General features: G+C 56.6%; 24 protein-coding genes. 17 read left to right on the plus strand and 7 right to left on the minus strand.

Going from position 1 to position 22543, the window contains the following annotated elements; translation table 11 throughout:
- Window positions 1-28 precede the first annotated feature (28 nt).
- From BOW52_RS00205 to BOW52_RS00225, 5 genes are all read right to left on the minus strand, one after another.
- Window positions 29-217 carry a hypothetical protein gene (locus tag BOW52_RS00205; protein ID WP_078482058.1) on the minus strand — a complete coding sequence of 63 codons (189 nt, stop codon included), beginning with the start codon at window positions 215-217 and terminating at the stop codon, window positions 29-31.
- A 15-nt stretch (window positions 218-232) separates the two neighbouring features.
- On the minus strand, window positions 233-826 hold the full coding sequence (locus tag BOW52_RS00210) for an XTP/dITP diphosphatase (protein WP_078482059.1): 594 nt from the start codon (window positions 824-826) through the stop codon (window positions 233-235).
- Window positions 823-1545: a ribonuclease PH gene (gene rph / locus BOW52_RS00215; RefSeq protein ID WP_078482060.1), complete on the minus strand. Its 723-nt coding sequence runs from the start codon at window positions 1543-1545 to the stop codon at window positions 823-825. Before rph ends, BOW52_RS00210 begins: the two co-directional genes overlap by 4 nt.
- Before the next feature lie 114 nt (window positions 1546-1659).
- Window positions 1660-2538, minus strand: a complete 879-nt coding sequence (locus BOW52_RS00220) for a PP2C family protein-serine/threonine phosphatase (protein ID WP_172840036.1) — start codon at window positions 2536-2538, stop codon at window positions 1660-1662.
- Entirely contained in the window at window positions 2535-3512 is a 978-nt protein-coding gene (locus BOW52_RS00225; protein ID WP_078482062.1) for a serine/threonine protein kinase, read from the minus strand. Before BOW52_RS00225 ends, BOW52_RS00220 begins: the two co-directional genes overlap by 4 nt.
- A 91-nt stretch (window positions 3513-3603) precedes the next feature.
- Between BOW52_RS00225 and BOW52_RS00230 the strand changes: the two genes are divergently transcribed.
- The 9 genes from BOW52_RS00230 (at window position 3604) to BOW52_RS00270 (ending at window position 12553) form a co-directional block, all read left to right on the plus strand.
- The gene (locus BOW52_RS00230; RefSeq protein WP_078482063.1) at window positions 3604-4470 is read left to right on the plus strand and encodes a YicC/YloC family endoribonuclease; all 867 of its coding nucleotides are present in this window, start codon (window positions 3604-3606) and stop codon (window positions 4468-4470) included.
- Window positions 4471-4502: 32 nt separating this feature from the next.
- Window positions 4503-5114 (plus strand): guanylate kinase, encoded by a 612-nt coding sequence (gene gmk, locus BOW52_RS00235; protein ID WP_078482064.1) that lies wholly within the window; start codon window positions 4503-4505, stop codon window positions 5112-5114.
- Between the two features lie 105 nt (window positions 5115-5219).
- Entirely contained in the window at window positions 5220-5522 is a 303-nt protein-coding gene (gene rpoZ, locus BOW52_RS00240) for a DNA-directed RNA polymerase subunit omega (RefSeq protein WP_078482065.1), read from the plus strand.
- 39 nt (window positions 5523-5561) lie between these two features.
- Window positions 5562-7736, plus strand: a complete 2175-nt coding sequence (spoT, locus tag BOW52_RS00245; RefSeq protein ID WP_078482066.1) for a bifunctional GTP diphosphokinase/guanosine-3',5'-bis pyrophosphate 3'-pyrophosphohydrolase — start codon at window positions 5562-5564, stop codon at window positions 7734-7736.
- A 59-nt stretch (window positions 7737-7795) separates the two neighbouring features.
- On the plus strand, window positions 7796-8182 hold the full coding sequence (locus BOW52_RS00250; protein ID WP_078482067.1) for a RidA family protein: 387 nt from the start codon (window positions 7796-7798) through the stop codon (window positions 8180-8182).
- Window positions 8183-8200: 18 nt separating this feature from the next.
- Window positions 8201-10042: a CHASE2 domain-containing protein gene (locus BOW52_RS00255; protein WP_078482068.1), complete on the plus strand. Its 1842-nt coding sequence runs from the start codon at window positions 8201-8203 to the stop codon at window positions 10040-10042.
- Window positions 10042-10632: an SH3 domain-containing protein gene (locus tag BOW52_RS00260; RefSeq protein ID WP_078482069.1), complete on the plus strand. Its 591-nt coding sequence runs from the start codon at window positions 10042-10044 to the stop codon at window positions 10630-10632. The genes BOW52_RS00255 and BOW52_RS00260 overlap by 1 nt, the downstream gene beginning before the upstream one ends.
- Window positions 10629-11513: a M48 family metalloprotease gene (locus BOW52_RS00265; protein WP_078482070.1), complete on the plus strand. Its 885-nt coding sequence runs from the start codon at window positions 10629-10631 to the stop codon at window positions 11511-11513. The genes BOW52_RS00260 and BOW52_RS00265 overlap by 4 nt, the downstream gene beginning before the upstream one ends.
- Window positions 11513-12553: a FecR family protein gene (locus BOW52_RS00270; RefSeq protein WP_078482071.1), complete on the plus strand. Its 1041-nt coding sequence runs from the start codon at window positions 11513-11515 to the stop codon at window positions 12551-12553. The genes BOW52_RS00265 and BOW52_RS00270 overlap by 1 nt, the downstream gene beginning before the upstream one ends.
- On the opposite strand, the gene BOW52_RS00275 is transcribed toward BOW52_RS00270, so the two are convergent.
- Complete coding sequence (locus tag BOW52_RS00275) at window positions 12463-13197, minus strand: sulfite exporter TauE/SafE family protein (RefSeq protein ID WP_078482072.1); 735 nt, start codon at window positions 13195-13197, stop codon at window positions 12463-12465. The genes BOW52_RS00270 and BOW52_RS00275 overlap by 91 nt on opposite strands.
- A gap of 87 nt (window positions 13198-13284) precedes the next feature.
- Between BOW52_RS00275 and recG the strand changes: the two genes are divergently transcribed.
- The 3 genes from recG to ubiA all read left to right on the plus strand — a co-directional run bounded on the left by recG (window position 13285) and on the right by ubiA (window position 17009).
- Entirely contained in the window at window positions 13285-15399 is a 2115-nt protein-coding gene (recG, locus tag BOW52_RS00280; RefSeq protein ID WP_078482073.1) for an ATP-dependent DNA helicase RecG, read from the plus strand.
- Between the two features lie 60 nt (window positions 15400-15459).
- Window positions 15460-16038 carry a chorismate--pyruvate lyase family protein gene (locus BOW52_RS00285; protein ID WP_172840037.1) on the plus strand — a complete coding sequence of 193 codons (579 nt, stop codon included), beginning with the start codon at window positions 15460-15462 and terminating at the stop codon, window positions 16036-16038.
- A 71-nt stretch (window positions 16039-16109) separates the two neighbouring features.
- Complete coding sequence (ubiA, locus tag BOW52_RS00290; RefSeq protein ID WP_269087620.1) at window positions 16110-17009, plus strand: 4-hydroxybenzoate octaprenyltransferase; 900 nt, start codon at window positions 16110-16112, stop codon at window positions 17007-17009.
- Window positions 17010-17017: 8 nt separating this feature from the next.
- Here ubiA and BOW52_RS00295 read toward each other — a convergent pair whose 3' ends face one another.
- The gene (locus BOW52_RS00295; RefSeq protein WP_078482076.1) at window positions 17018-17719 is read right to left on the minus strand and encodes a ComF family protein; all 702 of its coding nucleotides are present in this window, start codon (window positions 17717-17719) and stop codon (window positions 17018-17020) included.
- A gap of 214 nt (window positions 17720-17933) precedes the next feature.
- On the opposite strand from BOW52_RS00295, the gene BOW52_RS00300 reads away from it, so the two are divergent.
- The 5 genes from BOW52_RS00300 to bioC all read left to right on the plus strand — a co-directional run bounded on the left by BOW52_RS00300 (window position 17934) and on the right by bioC (window position 22492).
- Window positions 17934-18497 (plus strand): outer membrane protein, encoded by a 564-nt coding sequence (locus BOW52_RS00300; RefSeq protein WP_078482077.1) that lies wholly within the window; start codon window positions 17934-17936, stop codon window positions 18495-18497.
- 165 nt (window positions 18498-18662) lie between these two features.
- Window positions 18663-19706, plus strand: a complete 1044-nt coding sequence (gene bioB / locus BOW52_RS00305) for a biotin synthase BioB (protein ID WP_078482078.1) — start codon at window positions 18663-18665, stop codon at window positions 19704-19706.
- Complete coding sequence (gene bioF / locus BOW52_RS00310) at window positions 19707-20870, plus strand: 8-amino-7-oxononanoate synthase (RefSeq protein WP_078482079.1); 1164 nt, start codon at window positions 19707-19709, stop codon at window positions 20868-20870.
- On the plus strand, window positions 20863-21627 hold the full coding sequence (gene bioH / locus BOW52_RS00315) for a pimeloyl-ACP methyl ester esterase BioH (RefSeq protein WP_078482080.1): 765 nt from the start codon (window positions 20863-20865) through the stop codon (window positions 21625-21627). Before bioF ends, bioH begins: the two co-directional genes overlap by 8 nt.
- Complete coding sequence (bioC, locus tag BOW52_RS00320; RefSeq protein WP_236725584.1) at window positions 21620-22492, plus strand: malonyl-ACP O-methyltransferase BioC; 873 nt, start codon at window positions 21620-21622, stop codon at window positions 22490-22492. The genes bioH and bioC overlap by 8 nt, the downstream gene beginning before the upstream one ends.
- The last annotated feature ends 51 nt before the right edge of the window (window positions 22493-22543 follow it).

A 22543-nucleotide genomic window follows, 5' to 3' on the forward strand; every position in this document is an offset into this window, starting at 1 on the left:
CGTTGGCCGTAGGGCAGCGACTAGACGATTAGTCGTCCAGGCTGGTGTTGTTGGGAAGCAGGCTGTCAGGGATCATCTTGCCCTCTGCGGTCATGGTTTTTCGCACGCAGCGGTCCTGTTTAGTGCTCTTACAGTAGTTGTTTATCCAGATGTATTTAATATCGGAGTTGAAACGATCCCAAACGGGGCACTTGTCCAGATATTCGCAGTCACTCATCTCATTGGTACCTCGTCAGCTGACCCGCATCACAGATAGAAATTTCTGCAGCGCCTGTCCACGATGACTGAGTCGGTTTTTAATCTCTGCAGGCAGTTCCGCAGAGGAGCAATCCTGCTCGGGCACGTAGAAGACCGGGTCGTAACCGAAACCGTTCTCGCCATGAGATGTGTTCAGGATGCGGCCGTTCCATGTTCCCTGGCAGATGATCGGTGTAGGGTCCTCGGCGTGGCGCATGTAGACGATTACGCACTGGAAGCGAGCGCTGCGAAGATTCTGCGGAACATCCTGTAGGTCTGTCAGTAGCTTCTGCAGGTTCTGCTCATCGCTGGCACCGACGCCGGCAAAACGGGCCGAGTAGATACCGGGTGCGCCGTGCAGGGCATCGACCTCTAATCCCGAGTCATCAGCAAGCGCAGGCAGGCCGGTGTGCTGGGCGGCGTTGCGCGCCTTAAGAATGGCGTTCTCAACAAAGGTAAGGCCGGTCTCCTCGGCCTCGACCACTTCAAAATCGGATTGTGGTACTACCTCAAGGTCGATGTCGGCCAGTAGCTGATTGAACTCGCGTACCTTGCCGGCGTTTCCCGAGGCTAGAACGATCTTTTTCATAATGTTTCATCCAGTACCGCGCGCTGATGCGCAAGTAGCTCGCCAATGCCTTTCTCTGCCAGGGCCAACATCGCCTGTAGCTCACTCATGGAGTAGGGGTGACCTTCGGCGGTGCCCTGTACCTCGATGAAGTTGCCACTGTTCTCCATTACAACATTCATATCAGTCTCGGCGTTGCAGTCCTCATCGTAGTCGAGATCGAGTACTGGTGTACCTTCAAAGATACCGACCGAGACCGATGCGATCGCCGTGCGCATTGGATCTTTACTGATCTTCTTCTCGGCGATCAGGTGGCGTATGGCATCGACCAGGGCAACATAACCACCGGTGATTGAAGCGGTGCGGGTGCCGCCATCGGCCTGAATCACATCGCAGTCGATCATGATGCTGTGCTCACCAAGTGCCTTGAGATCAACGGCGGCACGTAGTGAGCGGCCGATCAGGCGTTGGATCTCCATGGTACGTCCCCCCTGTTTACCGCGTGCCGCTTCGCGACCCATACGTGAGCCGGTGGAGCGTGGCAGCATGCCGTACTCAGCGGTAACCCAACCCTGGCCCTTACCACGCAACCAGCCCGGCAGACGCTCCTCAACCGAGGCGGTGCAGAGCACCTTGGTATCACCAGACTCAACCAACACCGAACCCTCGGCGTGTTTGGTATATCGACGGGTGAAGTGGATCGACCTCATTTCATCGGGTTGACGACCGCTGGGTCGCATAGTTGATCTCTCTAGTTGGTTGCCAAGGGCGCAGAGTATATGCCAATCGGGCTGCTACTGGGTATGTTGGCGCACTTCGGATGCACGCAGTAGTGGCCGATCCCCGAAGGGCGGCTACTTGGGGTCGCCCATCTCGGAACCGTACTTATCGAGTGCCCGTTCGATCTCATCAAGTGCCTGGTCCAGAGAGCCGCCTTGTTGGCTTGGCGTTGGTTTTACTATCGGTTTTTCGGACTCTTCGGCGCTGTTGTTGGTGAGGTAGCGGAAGGCTATCAGGCTGATGTTGTCGCTGTGGGGGTAGCTGCTTAATTCGGCCTGGTCGGCGAGTTGATCGGCAGCCTGATCAAGGTCCTCCTCTTCGAGTGCCTTGATCAGAAGTGACTCTTTGAGGCTATTCCACAGACCGTCGGAGCAGAGCAGCAGCTCATCTCCCGGCTCAAGAGAGGCGCTATCGAATGCAGGAGTCTGTGCCGATTTGCTACCGCCGACACACTGCGTGACGGTGTTGCGCATCGGGTGGTGCTCTACCTCAGAGCGTTTGATTTTGCCGCTCCTGAGCAGGTCTTCGACGTAGCTGTGGTCGCGGGTGCGTACGATAATTTCACCGTCTCGAAGATAGTAGAGCCGGCTATCGCCAAGATGCGCCCAGCAGGCGTCGCTGCCCTGAATCAGGCAGATTACGGCGGTGGTGCGAGGTTCTATCGGCGGGTTAGAGTGTCTGCCCGCCTCAGCCACCTCCTGGTGGGCAATCTTGAGAGCCTGCTGAAGGAAATTCTCCGGCTTGGATACGGGCAGCGATACATTGCGGAAAGAACGACTGACCGAATCGATCAAGGTCTGCGCTGCCAGCTCTCCCCTGGCGTGGCCACCCATGCCGTCGGCAAGCATCAGCAGCAGTGCATCGCCGCGCTCTGCGGTGGCAATACGGTCTTGGTTGATGGCCCGATTACCGAGTCGATTAGTCAGGACCACCTCGTAGTTGGCGCTGCTCACGACTTGCTCCACGGCATGCTGCCAGCGATCTTGCCGAGCATCTCACTGACCGGCGTGCTCAATACATCGCTGACGGGATTACCTGCAGTGATGGGGGGCATCGATTCCCGTTGAAGTGCATCAAGGAAGGCGTCGACGTTTTGTGGGCGAAGTAGCGGATCGATCTCCATCGCCCAGTCGATCGCCTCTAGCAGATCGAGCGAGTAACGCTTGCGGTAGAGAGCGACGGCAGGGCGCATCGTCTCCTGCTCATGACGTATCTTGGCATCGATCGGTGGCCGCCCCTCGATACAGCTACGCATGGTGGCTCCGATGGCGTAGATGTCGGTCCAGGGGCCGACATATCCGGCCGATTGGTACTGCTCAATCGGTGAATAGCCGTGCGAGATGATGCGTCCCAGCTGGTGCTGACGACTCTGCTGATAGAAGTGCACGGCGCCAAAATCGAGTAGCAGTGGGCTGCCGCCAGGGCGCAGGTGGATGTTGCCCGGCTTGATGTCGAGGTGTAGCAGGTGGTGGCTGTGTAGCAGTTTCAGCCCCTCAAGTAGAGGGGGAAAGACGGTGCGGATGAACTGCTCGCTCAGGTTGCCGCTGCGCCCCTCAATATAGGCCTGTAGATTCTTCCCCTCTTCATAGACCATCACCATGTAGACCGTTTCGTTGGCACGGAAGAAGCTAGTGACGTGCACGATGTTGTCGTGCTCCAACTTGGCTAGTGCGCTCGCCTCCTGAAAGAAGAGGCGGCGACCACGCAGATAACGGTCGGTCATCTGATCGGACTCAGGCACCACGCGCAGATATTCCTCGCGGCGAGCCAGTTTGGAGGGGATGTACTCTTTGATGACTACCTTGTGCCCGGTGCGATTGTCGTGCGCCAAATAGACGATACTAAAGCCGCCTCGACTCAGGGTGCGGTCGATGGTGTAGTGGTCGAGCACCGTTCCATCTGGCAGGCTTTGCGTGGCTCTATTCATCTCGATCAGTATGGGGGATTGTGTTGGCCAATTCTCAGGAACGCTTCAAAAGTTTAACATCTAGCCCAGATTGTCAAATTCAGGACCGATTATGATCCACAGTATGACCGCCTTTGCCCGTGTTGAACGGCGTGATGAGTGGGGCTCTCTCGCCTGGGAGCTGCGCTCGCTAAATCACCGCTATCTGGAGCTGTCGCTACGCCTGCCCGAAGAGTTGCGGCCGATGGAGGCGCTGGTCAGAGAGCGCGCTACAGTCCTCCTGGGGCGCGGCAAGGTGGAGTGTGCGCTCTTCTACCGTCCCAGCAGTCAGGTGGCTGGGGAGATGGCGGTTAATCGTGACTTCACTGAGAAGTTACTGGCTGCGGTACAGGAGGTGGAGTTGCTGCAGGGGGTTTCCGCCTCCTACAGCCCGATGGAGCTGCTGCGCTGGCCGGGGGTGTTGGAGAGTGTCGAGGCCGACATGACGCCGGTGATTGAGGCGGCAACCGGGTTGCTCGATGGGGCGCTGGAAGAGCTCAAGCAGGGGCGTGCCCGCGAGGGTGAGAAGCTGAAGGCACTGATCGAACAGCGCTGCGCCTCGATTGAGAGTGTTGTAGAACAGGTAAAATCTCGGCTGCCGCAGATCTTAGCGGCGCAGCGTGAACGTCTACGTAGTCGTCTTGCCGAGGTCAGTGGTGAACTCGATTCGGGGCGTCTCGAGCAGGAGATGGTGATCATCGCGCAGAAATCCGACGTCGATGAGGAGCTTGATCGACTGATGGCCCATGTCGCCGAGCTGCGTGAGGTTTTACAGCGCGAAGAGCCGGTGGGTCGCCGGCTCGATTTTCTGATGCAGGAGTTCAATCGTGAGGCCAATACGCTCGGATCGAAATCGTCCGATGCTGAGCTGACCCGCTCCTCGGTCGAGCTGAAGGTACTCATCGAACAGATGCGCGAACAGATCCAGAACATCGAATAATCACAACATTCAACAAACTTAAAGAGGTTTACATGAGCGGTACTCTCTATATCGTTTCTGCCCCCTCAGGTGCAGGTAAGACGAGTCTGGTTAAGGCGCTGATCGAACGCGATGCGACGATCAAGGTTTCAGTTTCACACACCACGCGCGCCTCTCGCCCGGGTGAGGTGGATGGGGTTAACTACCATTTCACTGAGATCGAGCGCTTCAAGGCGCTGGTCGAAGCGGGCGATTTTCTCGAGCATGCGCAGGTGTTTGATAACTTCTATGGCACCTCCAAGGGCGCGGTAGAACAGCAGCTGGCAGCGGGGGATGATGTGATTCTCGAGATCGACTGGCAGGGCGCGCGCCAGGTGCAGGAGATGATGCCGGAGTGCGTCACCATCTTCATTCTCCCTCCATCACGCGAGGCGCTGCGTGAACGGCTTACCGGACGCGGTACCGATTCTGATGAGATTATCGATCGTCGCATGCGTGATGCCGAGAGTGAGATGTCACATTTTGATGAGTTTGAGTTTGTGGTGATCAACGATCAGTTCGAAGCTGCACTCGATGATCTACAGGCCATCTTCAACGCCAACCGCCTGCGACGCGAGGCACAGGACGCATCGCTGCAGGCACGTATGAGTGATCTTCTGGCGTAAGTGGCGGAGTCTGGGTTAGAATCCGCCGTTCCCCTTGCTTGGTGGTGGTCTATTCTGAGACTGTATCGGCAAGGTTAATCTACATTTGGCGGGAGAGTTTGAGAGATGGCACGAGTTACGGTAGAAGATTGTCTGGAGAAGGTCGACAACCAGTTTCAGCTGGTACTGGTCGCTACCAAGCGAGCACGACAGATCTCTAATGGTGCCGATCCCATGCTCCCCGCTGAGAACGACAAGCCGACCGTTATCGCTCTGCGTGAGATCGAAGCGGGTCTGGTTGATGCCTCCATTCTTGATGCCGTTGAGGCGCATGAGCAGGCCGCCGAGTCTCTGGCCGAAGTTGAAGCCAATGTGATGGCCGAAGTGCCACCGGCCGCAGCAGCTACTATTGAAAAGCCTGCTGAGTAAGCAGAGAAAAATCGGCTTGCGGTTCATCCGATCCGGAAGATGAGCGAGGCCGATAACACCCTTCCACAAAGCCCCGATGCCGATGGCGATCGCTTTCTGATTAGCGATCTCTGCCACCAGCTAGAGGGGTATCTCAACGCCGATCAGATTCAGGAGGTCTACCACGCCTACCTGGTTGGCTCTGAGGCCCACGTCGGTCAGGTTCGTCAATCGGGCGAGCCCTACATCTATCATCCCATTGAAGTCGCCTCGATCCTGGCAGAGATGCAGATGGATCATCAGGGCATTGTTGCCGCGATCCTGCATGATGTGATCGAAGATACCGAGATCGCCAAAGATCAGATAGCGGCGCAGTTTGGCGGTGAGGTCGCAGAGCTGGTCGATGGGGTCAGCAAGCTGACCATGATCACCTTCGAGACCAAGGCGCACGCCCAGGCCGAGAACTTTCGCAAGATGATGCTGGCGATGGCGCGCGATATTCGCGTCATCCTGATCAAGCTTGCCGATCGACTGCACAACATGCGTACCCTGGGCGCACTGCGTCCGGAGAAGCGGCGTCGTATCGCCCGTGAGACGCTGGAGATCTACGTGCCGATCGCTACCCGTCTCGGCCTCAACCATGCACGTCTTGAGCTAGAGGATCTCGGCTTCGAGGCCTACTACCCGATGCGTTACCGGATTCTGAGTGAGTCGGTGAAAAAGGCGCGCGGCAATCGGCGCGAGATCCTGGATAAGATCGAGACGGCGATCCATGGCCGTCTGGAACAGGAGTCGTTCGCCTTCCAGCTTGGGAGTCGAGAGAAACACGTCTACAGCATCTACAAAAAGATGATCGAGAAGGATCTCTCCTTCAATGAGGTGATGGATCTCTACGCCTTTCGCATCATCGTCGACGATGTCGATACCTGTTATCGCGCCCTGGGCGTGATGCACAATCTCTACAAGCCGGTACCGGGCAAGTTCAAGGATTACATCGCCATCCCCAAGGCGAACGGTTACCAGTCGTTGCATACCATCCTCTTCGGTCCCTACGGCGTGCCGATCGAAGTACAGATTCGCTCCACCGATATGGATCGGGTGGCCGAATCGGGAATCGCGGCACACTGGCAGTACAAGACCGGCGAGAAACCGACCACCAACGCCCAGGCGCGTGCCCGCGAGTGGCTACAGGGGCTTCTGGAGATGCAGAAGAGCGCGGGTGATTCACTTGAGTTTCTGGAGAACGTCAAGATCGACCTCTTCCCCGACGAGGTCTACGTCTTCACCCCCAAGGGGGAGATTATGGAGATGCCGCGCGGTGCGACGGCGGTCGATTTTGCCTATGCGGTTCATTCCGATATCGGCAACAGCTGTGTGGCAGCGCGTATCGATCGTCGCCTGGTGCCGCTGCGTACGGCACTGCTCAATGGACAGACGGTCGAGGTCATTACCGCACCCGGCGCCCACCCCAATCCCGCCTGGCTCAACTTCGTCTTTACGGGTAAGGCGCGTGCCAATATCCGTAGCTATCTGAAGAATCTGCAGCTCGAGGAGGCGGTGAGCCTCGGGCGGCGTCTGCTCGGCAAGGCGCTGACGGAGCAGTCGAGCAGTCTTGAGCAGCTCGACTCTGAGACCCTCGCCGAGGCACTGCGTGAGATGGGTTTTGAGCAGCTCGACAAGCTGCTGGCCGAGATCGGTCTCGGTAACCGGATGGCACAGCTGGTGGCGCGACGCCTGGCACCACAGGATCACGATGATGAGCAGGCACCGCTTCAGGAACAGAACACACATCACCGAACCCTCTTTATCAAGGGCACCGAGGGGATGGTGGTCAACTTCGCCAAGTGTTGTCGCCCGATTCCAGGAGATCCGATCGTCGGTTTTGTCAGTACCGGACGTGGTTTTGTGATCCATGTGGCGGGGTGTAAAAACGTTGCCGACTATCGTGATCGTCCCGAGATGGCGATTGATGTGCAGTGGGAGCAGGAGGTCGAGGGTGACTTCCCGGTCGAGATGCGTGTCGAGGTGAGTAATGAACGCGGTGTACTGGCTACAGTCGCTGCGGCGATCTCTGAGATGGGTTCCAATATCGATAACGTCGCCATTGAGGAGCGTGATGGACTCACTTCCACCATTACCTTCCTGCTGGCCGTTCACGACCGTCGCCACCTGGCGCGGATTATGCGCCGTATACGCTCCATCGGTTCGGTGCTGCGCATCTATCGCACCCGCTAATTGCTGGCGGCTCAACTAGAATTATCCAAAATATAAATAGATTAGGGAGAACCCAATAGATGGCCAGAGAGATTATCTCTACTGATAAAGCACCCCAGGCGATCGGCACCTACTCGCAGGCGGTCAAGGTCGGCACTACTGTGTACATGTCCGGCCAGATCCCGTTGGTTCCAGAGACAATGGAGCTGATTGATGGGAATATGGAGACGCAGATCCGCCGTGTATTTGACAATCTGACCGCCGTGGCTGAGGCGGCTGGTGGTTCGTTGGCCGATGTGGCGAAGCTCAACGTCTTTCTTATCGATCTGGGTCACTTCCCGCTGGTTAATCAGGTGATGGCCGACTACTTCAGTCAGCCCTATCCTGCACGTGCTGCGATTGGTGTTGCGGCACTGCCCAAGGGGTCTGAGGTTGAGATGGACGCGGTACTCGAGCTCGAGGGCTAGCACCTCTCGGTCATTGCGATGAGCCTCTCACGCCAGCTGACCAATCCGCTTACTCTGATAGCCCTTGCCGTTATCGGTATGGTGGTTATCGATGCAATGTTGCTGGGGCTTTTTCAACCACTGGAGAACTTCTTCGGTGATCGTATGCTGCGAATCCATGCAGCCGAGCAGATTCCTGATCCCGACATCGTCATTGTCGATATCGATGAGCACAGCCTGGCGGAGATGGCCGCCGAGGTGGGGCGTTTCCCTTGGCCACGTTCGGTTCACGCGGAGCTGGTTGAAGGCATAGCTCGTCAACAGCCACGCGCCATCATTTTCGATATTCTCTTTAGTGATCCTGATCTGATGCGCCTCGAGGGTGATGACTATCTGGCCGAGGTGTTGTCCAGGGAGTCGCACATGTTTCTGCCGATGCTGCGTCTAACTGATGGCAATGACGCCGGTGGCCTGTCGCTGGGCGAGCATGGTCGGCGACTTGGAATTATGGCGGGTAAGGCGGCGGTTGAAGATGCTCGGGTCGCGATGGTGTTACCGCTTCCCGCGTTGATCAAGCAGGGTCATCTGGGGGCGATCAACTTTCTTGAAGACGAGGATGGTGTCGGTCGCCGCTACGCGATCGATATCGATGCCTATGGTTGGTCGATCCCTTCCCTGCCGGCCACGGTGAGTAGGGCGCTTAACTATCCGGTGCCAGATCAGGAGAATATCCAGCTAAGCTGGCGTGGTGAGCGGTTGAGCTATCGCCGTATCCCCTACGCCGATCTTTATCAGGATCTGCAGCTACAGCGATCACAGCGTCCCATCAATGAGCTGCGCGACAAGATCGTTATTATCGGCTCAACCGCAACCGGGCTGGTCGATCTGCGTGTGACCCCGATCGATAACGCCTACCCGGCAGTTGAGATCCTCGCGACTGCAATCGATAACCTTAAACGGGGCGACTACCTGCGTAGTGTGCCGAAATGGATTTCACCGTTGCTAGCGGTTCTGATGGTGCTGCTGTTCCTGTTCGGCTTCAGGCGACTGCACAGCCCATTGAAAGTGGGTTTCAGGCTGGCGCTATTTACTCCGCTACTGATGGTGGCGGCCTATGTGGCGCTCGACAGTTATCGCCTTCAGCTACCGCTGTTTGCACCGCTGGCCTACAGCTGGCTCTTTTTTGTTGCCGCCGCACTCTACTCCTATCTCAATGAGCTGCGTGCACGGCAGCGCTCGATTGCGATCTTTAACCGTTTTCTCGATCCACGCGTGGTCGGCGAGCTGGTCGATCATGGTGAGACGGTGTTCGACATGCGAGGTGAGAAACGTGAAGTCACCGTGCTTTTCTCCGATATTCGCGGCTTTACTACCCTCTCCGAGCAGAGCACACCGGAGCAGATCGTGGCGCTGCTCAACGACTACTTCAGTCGACAGGTGAAGGTGATTTTTCACCACGGTGGCACTGTTGATAAGTTTATCGGCGATGCGATTATGGCCTTCTGGGGAGCACCGGTGGATGACCCCGATCAGGCGGTGCATGCGGTAACTGCTGCGCTGGAGATGTCGGAGGCGCTGCTCGCCTTCCGTGAGTCGTTGGGAGAGTCGGGTACCGAGTTCGATATCGGTATCGGTATCCACACCGGACCGGCGGTGGTCGGTTTTATCGGTTCAGAAAACCGCCTCGACTACACGGCAATCGGCGACACGGTAAATCTTGCCAGCCGTATCGAGGGTCAGACCAAGGGACGCTGTCGCGTGCTGGTTTCTGAGGAGACCCGGCAGCGTTGTGGGGAGCTGTTTGACTTCCACGATCACGGTTCCTATAAGGTTAAGGGTAGAGCACAGGAGGTTCGGCTCTATGAGCCGAGGAGAAGTTGATGATTAGAGCCAAAATAGTCCTATTTCTGCTGCTTTCCGCCGTGGCGGGGAGCCTGCTGGCTCGCCCGGCACAGCTGATACGTGATACGAATCTACACAAAGAACCCTACCGCGATGCCCAGGTGGTTGAGAAGCTCGAGGCTAAGAGCAAGCTCGAGGTGATCAAACGCCGTGGCGGCTGGTATCGGGTCACCAGTCAATCTGGCGTCGAGGGGTGGGTGCGTATGACCACTCTGCGTTTTATCGTCGCTGAGGGTGAAAAGAGGCGTGAGAGTGCAAGCGGCCTCGATGAGGCTGCCAGCATGCTGACGACGGGACGCTCGGGCAGCAGCGGTGTGACCACCGCGACCGGTATCCGCGGCCTCAGCTCTGAAGAGCTCACAGACTCATCGCCCGATCGCGGGCAGCTTGAATCGCTCGATAAAAACGCAGTGAGTAAAAGAGATGCCAAGGGCTTTGCAAAAAAGGAGGGATTGAAGGCACAAGATCTCGACTATCTCTCCGATGAGGATATGGAAGAGTTACCTGACCCCGAGCCTGAGAGCGGTAGTAATAGCAACGACTTCTTCGACAGCCTGGGGAATGAATGATGATTAAACCGTGGTTTTCGATTCTGGGCGTCGTGGCAGGTGTCGTGTTATTGACTATTCCTGCCCAGGCGGGATTTTCGATTGGTGGTTTTTCGATTGGCGGCAGTGGTGGTGATGTTGAAGGAATTGATATCGGTCGTATCGTCAGCTCAGGTAGCAAGGTCTTCAAGGGTGTCTCCGATGAGGATGAGCTGGAGATTGGCCATGAAGCGGCGGCGGTGCTGCTAGGTGTTGCACCGCTGGTCAAAGATCGTCGGATACAGAAGTATGTAAACCGTGTCGGTCACTGGGTGGCACTGCAGACCGAGCGCCCCGACATCGCCTGGCGTTTTGGGGTGCTCGATACCGATGCGGCGAATGCCTTTGCGGCACCTGGTGGATATGTCTTTATCACCCGTGGCTTGCTGATGCGTATGCAGAGTGAGGCGGAGCTGGCGGGTGTGCTCGCCCATGAGTGCGCCCATGTGCTGGTGAAACACCACCTCAAGGCGGTAGAGACCAATGCGCAGCTTGATCTGGCCGGTGCGCTGGCCGGTGCGGCGGTCGATCGAGAAGACCGCTTCCTGCTCAATCGACTCAGCAGCGGTTTTCAGGAGATCTACGCACGTGGCCTCGATAAGGATGATGAGTATCAGGCCGATCGTATGGGTGTGGTGATCGCCGCACGTGCTGGCTACGATCCCTACGGCCTGCATGCCATGTTGCAGACCCTCGCCGCGACCGACCCAGACGATAGTGCGCTCGCCTTCATGTTCAAGACCCATCCCCATCCGGGAGATCGGCTTGAAGAGCTGGAGGGTGGCTATGATCATCTCGATCCGCATGCTGACCAGCCGAGTGTTGAGCGCCGCTTCCAGCAACAAGTTGTAACGCTTCATTGATGAACGCAATTGATCGACGCTGGCGCTGCACACAGCGCCAATTACTTCTGTGCTGTGCGCTACTGCTGCTCCTTCTTCCCTATCAAACACTCATTGCAGCCGATGAAGTTGGTACCGTAACCCTCAGTGAGGGGGCTGCGGAGCTGATTCGCGGCACCGCTGTCTACCAGCTCGAGCCGGGGGTGATGGTCGAGCAGGATGACATTATCGAGACGGCCGCAGGGGCGCGTGTTCAGCTCGAGATGGTCGATCAGACGCTGCTCGATATTGGTGAGAGCTCCACACTGCATCTGGTGCGCTACCAGATCGGCACCGACCAGCGTCTCGAAGCGGCTGATGTCTCGCTGCTGAAGGGGTGGCTGCGCTTTGTGACCGGATTGATCCAGCCTGAGCGCACGGTTAACTATTCAACTCCCTTTATTAACCTTGGTATCAAAGGTACTCAGGGCGTGATCTCGGTCGCTGACGGAGAGCAGGATGTGCTGCTGGAAGAGGGTGAGGTTGAAGTCGATCTGATCGATCAGCAGGCGCTGCATCGTCGAGCCGGTCGCCTGCGTGCCGGTGAGCACTTTGAGCTCTCGCGGGGATTTACCCGGTTCCATCAGCGGCTGCAGGTTCGTTTTGGGAGTCGTCTGCCCAAGCACTACAAACAGAAGACCGTAAGACACCTGAAGAAACTGAAAAAGCGCAAGATCAAAGCCAAGAAACTGCGCGCGGCGGGTTATAACGACATCAAGTGGCTATTGGCATCACGACCCGAGCTGCGTAAGAAGTTCATCAAACGATTTAGTGAACGGCTCAAGGATCCCACCTTCCGACGCGCGGTACGCAATAATCTGAACAAGCACCCTGAGTGGCGTGATCGCTTGATCGAGAAGCGTAACAAGCAGAAGAAGCAGAAAAAGAAAAAAAGGATAAATCGAGATAGTTGCGATGGATTGCGTCGCCGTCACTTAATCAACAGTGAGATGCCGCTGATTAAGAGAATGGCACTAATGATGCGCACAAAGGTCTGTGGCGTCAGATTGGTGTGGATATGACCGCCGATATAGAGCCCGGTTGCTATTAACGGTAGTGAGGCGGCGATCAGGTAGAGGGTGTCGAGCGTATAGAAACCTGAGAGGGTAAAGCCGACCAGCCGCGCACCGCCATCGAGCAGAAAGATCATCGCCACGGTGCCTCGGAATGCGACCTTGTTCAGTTGGCGTAGCCGCAGATAGACCACGGTGAAGGGGCCGCCAGTTCCGAACATTGTGCCGACCAGTCCCGCCAGCAGTCCCATCGGTACAGCCCAGAGTCGTGGCCCCTTCGGCTCGGGGAGTGGCAGCAGGGTGTAGATGGCGTAGCCGATGATAAAGACCGCCAGGATGTTCTTCAGTAGCGCCTGGTCGAGGCTCTTGAGCAGAAATAGTGCGGTGACGATGCCGATCAGGGTGAAGGGAAGCAGCGGCAGCAGTTCGCGCCACTGAATATGGTGCAGATTGCGGATGGAGTGAGCGAGGGAACAGAGGTTGTCGAGCAGTACCACCATCGGTACGACGATCTGCAGCGGTAGAATCAGCGCCAGCGGTGGTACCGCGACCAGTGCCGAGCCGAAGCCTGAGATACCGCGTACCAGATAGGCAGTAAATAGAATTGCGGCAGCAAAGAGTAGCTGCGCTGTGGTAAGAGTCTCGATCAGCATGGGTGGGCTCGAAAAATGGGCCGTGCACTGTGCGTGATGGCGTTCTGATTGTAAACTGGCACGCTCTTGTCATGGAATCTTGAATCGTTGAAGTCGCGCCAAACAAAATCCCAGTCCATTAAACAGCAGCCACTGGAGCGTCAACCAGTCACGGTGTTGAAGGGTGTTGGCCCCAAGGTGGCTGAGCGGCTTGAGAGGCTGGCTATCGAGCAGGTTCAGGATCTCTTTTTCCATCTGCCGCTGCGTTATGAGGACCGTACCCGCGTGGTGCCGATCGGCTCGTTACGACCTGGGATGCAGGTGGTGATCGAAGGCGAGGTTGATCTGGCCGAGGTGGTGTTCCGTCGCCGCCGTACCCTGCTGGTACGGATGAGTGATGGTACGGGAGCGATCACATTGCGCTTTTTCCACTTCTCGGCGGCGCAGAAGGCGCAGCTCGAACGTGGTGCATTGCTGCGATGCTTCGGTGAGGTGCGTCCTGGTGCGAGTAGGCTGGAGCTGATCCATCCCGAGTACAGTCGGATCGATAGTTTCGATGCCGCTACCGATGCGCATCTCACCGCTGTCTACCCGGTGACCGAAGGGGTACATCAACTCACCCTCAGAAAGTTGATCGCCCAGGCGCTGGATAAGCTTGAGCGTGGTGAGGCGCTACGTGAGTGGTTGCCCGATCCGCTGCTTGAACAGCTGCAACTACCCACCCTGGCGGAGGCGATTCTCTATGTGCACCGCCCACCCGAAGAGGCACCGCTCGATCAGCTGGTCGATGGTGAGCACCCGTCGCAGCAGCGCCTGGTATTCGAAGAGCTGCTCGCCCACCATCTCAGTCTGCGCAAACTACGTGAGGAGGCGCAGCGTCAGCCAGCGCCGACGTTGCAGGCTGCGGATCAGTTGCGAAGAAAGCTGCTCACCTCTCTGCCTTTTGAGCTGACCGCTGCGCAACGACGTGTGGTGGGTGAGATTGATCGTGATATCGAGGCCGAGGCACCGATGCTGCGGCTGGTGCAGGGCGATGTTGGTTCGGGCAAGACGGTGGTCGCAGCGTTGGCGATTCTGCGTGCGGTAGAGGCGGGTTTTCAGGCCGCGATCATGGCACCGACCGAGCTGCTGGCTGAGCAGCATCTACAGAATTTTAGTGCCTGGTTGGAGCCGCTCGGCATTGAGGTGGCGTGGCTCTCGGGGCGTAGCAAAGGGCGGGTGAGAAGCGAGGCGTTGGCGAGAATTGGCGCGGGGCATGCCCGTGTTGTGGTCGGCACCCATGCGCTGTTTCAGGACGATGTCCTCTTCGACCATCTCGGCCTGTTGGTGATCGATGAGCAGCACCGTTTTGGTGTGCATCAGCGCTTTGCGCTACGCGAGAAGGGGATAAAGGCGGGACGTCATCCCCATCAGCTGATCATGACCGCAACGCCTATCCCACGCACCTTGGCGATGTCGCTCTACGCCGATCTCGATGTCTCTATCATCGATGAGCTGCCGCCGGGACGTACCCCGGTGAAGACGGTCGTGCTCTCCGATACGCGCCGCGATGAGGTGGTGGCACGGGTTAGTGAGGCGTGCAGTAATGGCCGTCAGGCCTACTGGGTCTGTACCCTGATTGAGGAGTCGGAGCTGCTGGAGGCGCAGGCGGCGGAGGCGACTGCGAGCGAGATGGCGGAGATGTTACCTGGGTTACGGATCGGTCTGGTACATGGACGTATGAAATCGGTGGAGAAGGAGCGGGTGATGGCCGCCTTCAAGGCCGCCGAGATCGATCTGCTGGTGGCGACTACGGTGATTGAGGTCGGCGTCGATGTGCCCAACGCCAGTCTGATGATTATCGAAAATGCCGAACGTCTCGGTCTCTCCCAACTCCACCAGCTGCGGGGACGTGTCGGGCGAGGCAGTGCCGAGAGCAGTTGTGTGCTGCTCTACCATGGAACGTTGGGACAGACAGCAAAGCGACGCCTGATGGTGATGCGTGAGAGTAACGATGGCTTTGTTATCTCACGCCATGATCTGGAGATTCGTGGACCGGGCGAGGTGCTTGGTACACGCCAAACTGGTGAGATGAGTTTTCGTATCGCCGATCTGATGCGTGACCAGGTGTTGCTTCCTGAGGTTGAGCGTGCCTCCATGGCGCTGCTGGCCGACTACCCGGAACATGTGACGCCACTGATACGGCGCTGGCTGGGCGAAGGGTCGCGCTATGGTGAGGTGTAGCCGAGTCGTGGTTACGTGTCATAATCGCGCCCGCTACAAATCTTGCCGGAATAGCTAATAGTGAAACTCTCAATTGAACCGCGCTGGCTGCGGCAGCGCCAACTACTGCACAATCGGGTGCCGTCCGATGTGTGGCGTTGGTTGATCGATCCCGCCTCGCTGACCCAGCGCCTGCGCCGTGCATGTGGCGGTTCTTTTCGCGTACGGGTGGTCGAGCACGGCTATCTAGGTCCCGAACAGTGTGAGCTCGATCTGCTCTCACTGCGTCCGGGAAACCGTGCCTTGATCCGCGAGGTGCAGCTGCTATGTGATGATGAGCCGTGGGTCTTTGCGCGCAGCGTTATTCCGGTGGCGACCCTGAGTGGTCCGCAGCGACGACTCGCCCATCTCGGTAATCGCCCGTTGGGGGCGGTGCTCTTTTCAGATCGCTCGATGCAGCGCAGTGAGGTGGAGATCGCACAGATTGTGCCAGGGCATCGACTCTTTGCTCATGCTACTCATGGGCTCGAGCAGCAGCCTGAGGATATCTGGGGTCGTCGATCGTTATTTCGTGTCGGTGGCAAACCGCTGTTGGTGAGTGAGATTTTTCTGCCAGCGATCCATGCGATAGCTGCTCCATCAGGGCGCTGTGGTCGTTAGGTGATGGTCTTTTATTATCCTGCTTGGCACAATCGTGCCACGAATTTTCGAACAGTCAGGAGTTGTTAACGTTGGAGTATGAGCGTTTTGAGCAGGTGCCGTCACGCGGTGCTCAGTTAAAGGAGAGGACGCAACAATATGCACTGTTGATGCGGCTCGATCGGCCGATCGGTATTCTGCTATTGCTCTGGCCGACACTCTGGGCGCTCTGGATTGCAGCGGAAGGCATGCCACGTATTGGTGTGCTGCTGGTCTTTGTTCTGGGTGTGGTTTTAATGCGCTCGGCGGGCTGTGTCATCAATGACTATGCCGACCGTGCGATCGATCCCCATGTCTCCCGCACCCGTGAACGCCCGATCGCGTCTGGCCGTGTCGAGCCCAACGAGGCATTGAAGTTGTTTGCCGCGCTCTGCGTTGCTGCTTTCATGTTGGTGCTGTTTATGAACAGCCTGACCATCATGCTCTCTTTCGTTGGTGTAGCGCTTGCGGCGATCTATCCCTTTACTAAACGTCACACCTATCTGCCTCAGGTTTTCCTCGGTGCTGCCTTTGGCTGGGCGGTACCGATGGCCTTCGCCGCTCAGCTGGGTGAGGTGCCTCAGGCGGCGTGGTTAATCTTCATCGCCACGGTTTTGTGGGCGACCGCTTACGATACGATCTACGCAATGGTTGATCGGGATGACGACATCAAGATCGGTGTGAAGTCGACGGCGATACTCTTTGGTGAACTTGACCGGGTGATTATCGGAGTTATCCAGGCGCTACTCCTGTTGACGCTGCTGGTGGTCGGTGTACAGCTCAAGTTGGGTGGTTTCTTCTATCTGGGCTTGCTGGTTGCGACTGGGCTGGCTGTTCAGCAGCAGCGATTGATTAAAAACCGTGATCGCGATCTCTGCTTCAAGGCGTTTCTCGATAACAACTGGTTCGGAATGGCGATCTTTGTCGGATTGCTGCTTGAATACGGCATCTGAATGACTGTTCAACGCCCAGCACGCGCGGCGGCCCACACCTCTACTATTTTAATTCCTCCTCTGCGCAGGAGTCGTGCCAGCTCGTTTGCCGTGTGGCCAGTGGTTACCACATCATCAACGATCGCTACATGGTCGACTTCTTCGATGCTTACAGCAGAGAATGCATTGCGCAGATTGGCGCTTCGTTGCGCAGCGGGTAGTGATGTCTGGGTTGCCGTTGGACGGTTTCGTTGGCAGCTCTGGTAATTGAGTGTGATATCGAGATGTTCTGAGATTGCACGTGCAATCTCTAGTGACTGGTTGAATCCCCGTTCACGCAGCCTGCTGCGATGCAGCGGAACGGGAATGATGCACTGTGGTAGAGGTGTCGAGCCGTGATTGAGTCTCTGTTTGGCAATCTGCTTACCAAGTAGCTGTGCGACACCAATCTTTGCGTCAAATTTTAGAGCCTGAATAAGTCGGTCGATGGGGTGTTCATAGTGGTAGGGGATGGTGCTTGTGCTGTAGTAGGGAGGTTTTTTTATGCACCTGCCACAGCGCGCCTGCTCACGTTTTAGTGGGATCCCGCACTGCTGGCAGGCGTGTTTGATTACAGGTAGCGCAGCATGGCAGTGCTGGCAGATAGGCTGATTCTGACAGTGTCTGCTATCGCATAACAGACAGTGGTGCGGGAGTGTGGTGTCGATGATACGTTGTACAACTGTTTTCATCTCTCATCCTTGAGTTTGGTGATTTGAGTCAACGGATTGGTTTATTGTGAGGCGTGTCTGATACCAATTCGTAATATTAAGCTTATTTTTTTTCAGATTAGTCTATTATCGTTTTTTAAGTGGGAAGCTCATAAAAAAACAACGGTGTTGTTTGTGTGATGCGGGGCGACTGCGTAAATTTTAATTATTAATGAATCTTTATTAAGGAGTTGTTATGAATAAGAAGCTGATTTCCACTGCAGTTGTAGCTGCATCTATGTTTGTTGGTGCTGCACAGGCCTCAGAGAATGGGTATCTCGCTATTGGTGGTGGTATCAATGTACCCACCGATGCCGAAGTGAGCACCTTGGGTGATCAAGAGATGGATAATGGCTATCTCTTCTCTGTCGCAATCGGCCAAGAAGTTGAGGATGGTTTTCGAATCGAGGGAGAGTACGCCTATCGTGCTGCGGATGTCGATGAGGCGGGCCCAGGTGTTGATGTGAGCGTTCAAGCAGGAATGCTCAACGGTATCTTTGATATGGATACAGGCTCGGAGGTGACTCCCTACATCGGTGCTGGTATCGGTGCGGCCAATATGAACTGGGATGGTTCGGTCGACGATAATGAGACCGTCTTTGCCTACCAGGTTATGCTGGGTCTTAACGTAGAAATGAGCCCGGAGTCATCACTGCGTTTCGGCTATCGCTACTTCGATCCCGCTGAGGCAAGCATCAATCCATATGAGATTGATAGTGCATTCCACGATTTTGAGATTGGATTGCGCTTCAACTTCTAAACAAACGTTAGTTGTTGTGTATAAAAGGGTGCCACTACGGCGCCCTTTTTTTTGCTCAAAAGTGGCGGATTATTAGTCGTTTGTAAACACTTGATGTCGCTACTCGTTGACTGGTGGGCATCAGCCGCTATAGTGGCCCCATTCAGACAGTAGGGGCGGTAAGCGATGAGTGTTTCACAGTTGGGAGCGGTGCGTAATGACTGGTCGCTGAGCGAGATTGAAGCGCTCTTTGCGCACCCCTTCAATGATCTTCTTTTTGAAGCGCAGCAGATTCATCGCCAGCACTTTGATCCCAATGCGGTCCAGGTAAGTACCCTGCTTAGTATCAAAACGGGTGCCTGCCCAGAGGATTGTGCCTATTGCCCACAGAGTGCGCATCATAACGCCGATCTCGAACGCGAGAGGCTGATGGAGCTGGAGCAGGTGTTGGAAGCGGCACAGACGGCAAAGCAGAAGGGGGCGACACGCTTCTGCATGGGCGCGGCCTGGCGTTCGCCACATGAACGCGACTTTGTGCATGTGCTTGATATGATATCGGGTGTAAAAGAGCTCGGTATGGAGACCTGTGTAACGCTCGGTATGTTGAGTGAGGAGCAGACGACACGGCTCAAAACAGCGGGACTCGACTACTACAACCACAATCTCGATACCTCCCCTGAGTTTTATGGTGAGATTATCTCAACGCGCACCTACGAGGATCGTCTCGAGACCTTGAGTCATGTGCGTGATGCGGGAATGAAGGTCTGTGCGGGTGGCATTATTGGAATGGGTGAGGGTGCCAAGGATCGCGCCTCACTATTGCAGCAGTTGGCAAATCTTCCACAGCATCCTGAAAGTGTGCCGATTAATCAGTTGGTACAGGTGGCGGGGACGCCACTTGATGGTGTCGATAAGCTCGATCCCTTCGATTTCGTTCGTACCATCGCGGTTGCACGCATTCTGATGCCAGCGTCGCATGTACGCCTCTCGGCGGGACGCAATGAGATGAGTGATGAACTGCAGGCGCTCTGTTTTATGGCGGGCGCCAACTCGATCTTCTACGGCGAGAAGCTGCTGACAACCGATAATCCTGAGAGCGATCACGATCATCAGCTCTTCGAGCGATTGGGCATCCGTGCTGAAGATCGTGATGTTGAGGCGCGTCCAGTCAATGCTGCAGAGAGTGATGATGCGGGTCTCTGGGGTCGCGCCTGCTCTACACGCGGCTAGCTGGCCGTGAAGGATCTTTCAGTCGCGCTGCAGCAGCGACGAGAGCAGCAGCTTTATCGACAGCGGCAGGTCGTCGAGAGCCCGCAGAGCCCGGCTATGGTGGTCGATGGTCGTAAGGTGCTCACTTTCTGTAGTAACGACTACCTTGGTCTCGCAGACCACCCCGATCTGATTGCCGCATTCAAACGAGGGGCCGATCAATATGGGGTTGGCAGCGGTTCTGCTCATCTGGTCAACGGCCACAGCCGAGCCCATCACGAACTCGAAGAGGCGCTGGCCGATTTTACTGGCCGTCCGCGCGCACTGCTCTTTTCCACCGGATATATGGCCAATCTCGGTGCCGTGACGGCACTGATGGGGAGAGGGGATGCGATCTTTGAAGATCGTCTCAACCACGCCTCTCTACTCGATGCTGGATTGCTCTCCGGTGCTCGCTTTAAACGCTACCCACATGGTGATTGTGCTGCGTTAGCGAAGATGCTGGGGGATAGTGGCCAGGCAGAGCGCATGGTGGTCAGCGATGGTGTTTTCAGTATGGATGGTGCGATCGCCCCGGTAACGGAGTTGGCCACTACGGCTAAGCTCCACGATGCCAGCTTGATGATCGACGATGCACACGGTTTTGGTGTGCTCGGAGAGCATGGCGGTGGTGTGGCTGAGCAGTACGGACTCGATATGGCACAGTTGCCGATCTTGATGGGCACCCTGGGCAAGGCGTTTGGTACGGCGGGTGCTTTTATTGCCGGTAGTGAAGCGCTGATCGAGACGTTGATCCAGTTTGCGCGTAGTTATATCTACACCACTGCGCAGCCACCAGCCATTGCAGTAGCTACACTGGCGAGCCTGCAGATTGTTGTTACGGAAAATTGGAGGCGGGAGAAACTGAAGGGGTTGATTACCCGATTTCGACAGGGTGCCCAGGAGCTAGGGCTCGACCTGATGCCATCGGAGACACCGATACAGCCGATCCTGCTCGGAAGCGCAGAGCGTGCACTCGCAGTAAGTGAATCACTGTGGCAGCAGGGCATACTGCTGACAGCCATCCGTCCCCCCACCGTTCCAGCTGAGGGTTCACGCCTGAGGGTCACGCTCTCGGCGCGTCACAGCGAGGCCGATGTAGACCAGTTACTCTCAGTGCTGGAGAGGAGCGTGGTCAGTGGCTGAACTCTCTATCAAGACGATGGGTGCTGGAAGGGCGTTGGTGATGCTGCACGGCTGGGGTATGCACGGCGGTATCTGGGGCTCGATTACCACACGATTGGCGCAGCAGTTCCAGCTCCATATCGTCGATCTTCCGGGGCATGGTCGAAGTAGCCTTGAAGGTGAGTTCACCCTGGATCGAGTTGTTGAGCGTCTTGCTGCGAGCCTGCCTGAGGAGGCGATCTGGCTCGGCTGGTCTCTAGGCGGTCGCATAGCGATGGCTGCGGCTGTTGCAGGTGTCCCGATCTCCAGGCTGATACTGGTGGGTGCCAATCCCTGTTTCACCAAACGAGAAGGGTGGTCGCACGGCATGGATGATGAGCTGCTGGGGCAATTTGCTGAGCAGTTGCGGGATGATTGCCGGGCTACCCTGCTCCGTTTTCTGGTGCTGCAGTCACGTGGCTCCGAGCAGGGGCGTGAGGAGATGCGTACGTTGCGCGGTGAACTCTTCAGTCGTGGTGAGCCGACCCCTGCGGCATTGGCGGGAGGATTGGAGGTCCTACGTCACGCCGATTTGAGAGCAGATCTCTCCAGGATCAACCAGCCGACTCTAGTGATTCAGGGGGAAAACGATACACTGGCCCCGCTCGGAGCGGGTGAATACACATGCTCTGAGATTCCCACTGCACAGCTATCGGTCATTGCGGGTGCCGGGCATGCGCCCTTTCTTTCTCATCCTGATGCATTTATAGCGGCAATTAAGGAGTTCTTGAGTGACTAAGTTGCTGGATGATAAGCAGATCGATAAACAGCAGCTCCGCTCCGCCTTTAACCGCTCTGCAGAGCGATATGATGAGGTGGCAGTTCTACAACGTGAGGTCGCCTCGCGCATGCTTGAGCGCCTTGAGCTGGTAAAGATCGAACCCAAGACGATTCTCGATCTGGGTACGGGAACGGGTCAGTGTGTGCAGTGGTTGATGAAGCGCTATCGCAAGGCGAAGGTGATCGGCCTCGATCTGGCTGAGGCGATGTTGCCGCGAGTTCGTGCGCATGGCTCACTGTTGAGAAAGCCGGGGCTTGTCTGTGGTGATATCGAGAGGCTGCCACTGGCCGATAAAAGCGTCGACCTGATTGTCTCCAGTCTGGCGCTGCAGTGGATGAACAGTATCGATGAGGCCTTTGCTGAGATTGCTCGAGTGCTCAGGCCTGGGGGGCTGTTGATGTTTACCACCTTGGGTCCCGACACGCTCAAGGAGCTGCGCCTCAGCTGGGAGGCGGTTGATAACGGCAGCAGTCATGTGAACCGGTTTCTCGATATGCACGATGTCGGTGATGCGCTGATGCAGGCCGGTTTTGACGGGCCGGTGGTCGATATCGAACACATGGTTGTTACCTACGATAAGGTGAGTGGCCTGATGTCTGATCTAAAGACGCTCGGCGCTCACAACGTCACCTCGGGGCGCTCCAGAGGCATGACCGGCAAAGAGCGTCTGAAGATGATGTGTGAGGCCTATGAGCAATTTCGCGATAGCAGTGGCAAGCTCCCAGCGACATACGAGGTGGTCTATGGCCACGCCTGGGCGGCTGAGGCTGTTCCAGAGGGTGGGAGCGTGGTGCAGATCCCAATAGATCAGATAAAGCGTTAACCGATGGTTGGTTGTTCTGGTTTTGCACCTCCTATCCGATAATTGATTACG

It is taken from the genome of Solemya pervernicosa gill symbiont (genome assembly GCF_002020875.1).
GTDB lineage: Bacteria > Pseudomonadota > Gammaproteobacteria.

Excerpts from the sequence above, each read along its gene's own strand:
- BOW52_RS00210 (WP_078482059.1), bottom strand. The coding sequence starts at position 826 with ATGAAAAAGATCGTTCTAGCCTCGGGAAACGCCGGCAAGGTACGCGAG.
- gmk (WP_078482064.1), top strand. The coding sequence starts at position 4,503 with ATGAGCGGTACTCTCTATATCGTTTCTGCCCCCTCAGGTGCAGGTAAG.
- rpoZ (WP_078482065.1), top strand. The coding sequence starts at position 5,220 with ATGGCACGAGTTACGGTAGAAGATTGTCTGGAGAAGGTCGACAACCAG.
- BOW52_RS00225 (WP_078482062.1), bottom strand. The coding sequence starts at position 3,512 with ATGAATAGAGCCACGCAAAGCCTGCCAGATGGAACGGTGCTCGACCAC.
- BOW52_RS00265 (WP_078482070.1), top strand. The coding sequence starts at position 10,629 with ATGATGATTAAACCGTGGTTTTCGATTCTGGGCGTCGTGGCAGGTGTC.
- rph (WP_078482060.1), bottom strand. The coding sequence starts at position 1,545 with ATGCGACCCAGCGGTCGTCAACCCGATGAAATGAGGTCGATCCACTTC.
- BOW52_RS00270 (WP_078482071.1), top strand. The coding sequence starts at position 11,513 with ATGAACGCAATTGATCGACGCTGGCGCTGCACACAGCGCCAATTACTT.
- BOW52_RS00230 (WP_078482063.1), top strand. The coding sequence starts at position 3,604 with ATGATCCACAGTATGACCGCCTTTGCCCGTGTTGAACGGCGTGATGAG.
- BOW52_RS00250 (WP_078482067.1), top strand. The coding sequence starts at position 7,796 with ATGGCCAGAGAGATTATCTCTACTGATAAAGCACCCCAGGCGATCGGC.
- BOW52_RS00300 (WP_078482077.1), top strand. The coding sequence starts at position 17,934 with ATGAATAAGAAGCTGATTTCCACTGCAGTTGTAGCTGCATCTATGTTT.
- BOW52_RS00295 (WP_078482076.1), bottom strand. The coding sequence starts at position 17,719 with ATGAAAACAGTTGTACAACGTATCATCGACACCACACTCCCGCACCAC.
- BOW52_RS00255 (WP_078482068.1), top strand. The coding sequence starts at position 8,201 with ATGAGCCTCTCACGCCAGCTGACCAATCCGCTTACTCTGATAGCCCTT.
- bioB (WP_078482078.1), top strand. The coding sequence starts at position 18,663 with ATGAGTGTTTCACAGTTGGGAGCGGTGCGTAATGACTGGTCGCTGAGC.
- BOW52_RS00275 (WP_078482072.1), bottom strand. The coding sequence starts at position 13,197 with ATGCTGATCGAGACTCTTACCACAGCGCAGCTACTCTTTGCTGCCGCA.
- spoT (WP_078482066.1), top strand. The coding sequence starts at position 5,562 with ATGAGCGAGGCCGATAACACCCTTCCACAAAGCCCCGATGCCGATGGC.
- BOW52_RS00205 (WP_078482058.1), bottom strand. The coding sequence starts at position 217 with ATGAGTGACTGCGAATATCTGGACAAGTGCCCCGTTTGGGATCGTTTC.
- BOW52_RS00260 (WP_078482069.1), top strand. The coding sequence starts at position 10,042 with ATGATTAGAGCCAAAATAGTCCTATTTCTGCTGCTTTCCGCCGTGGCG.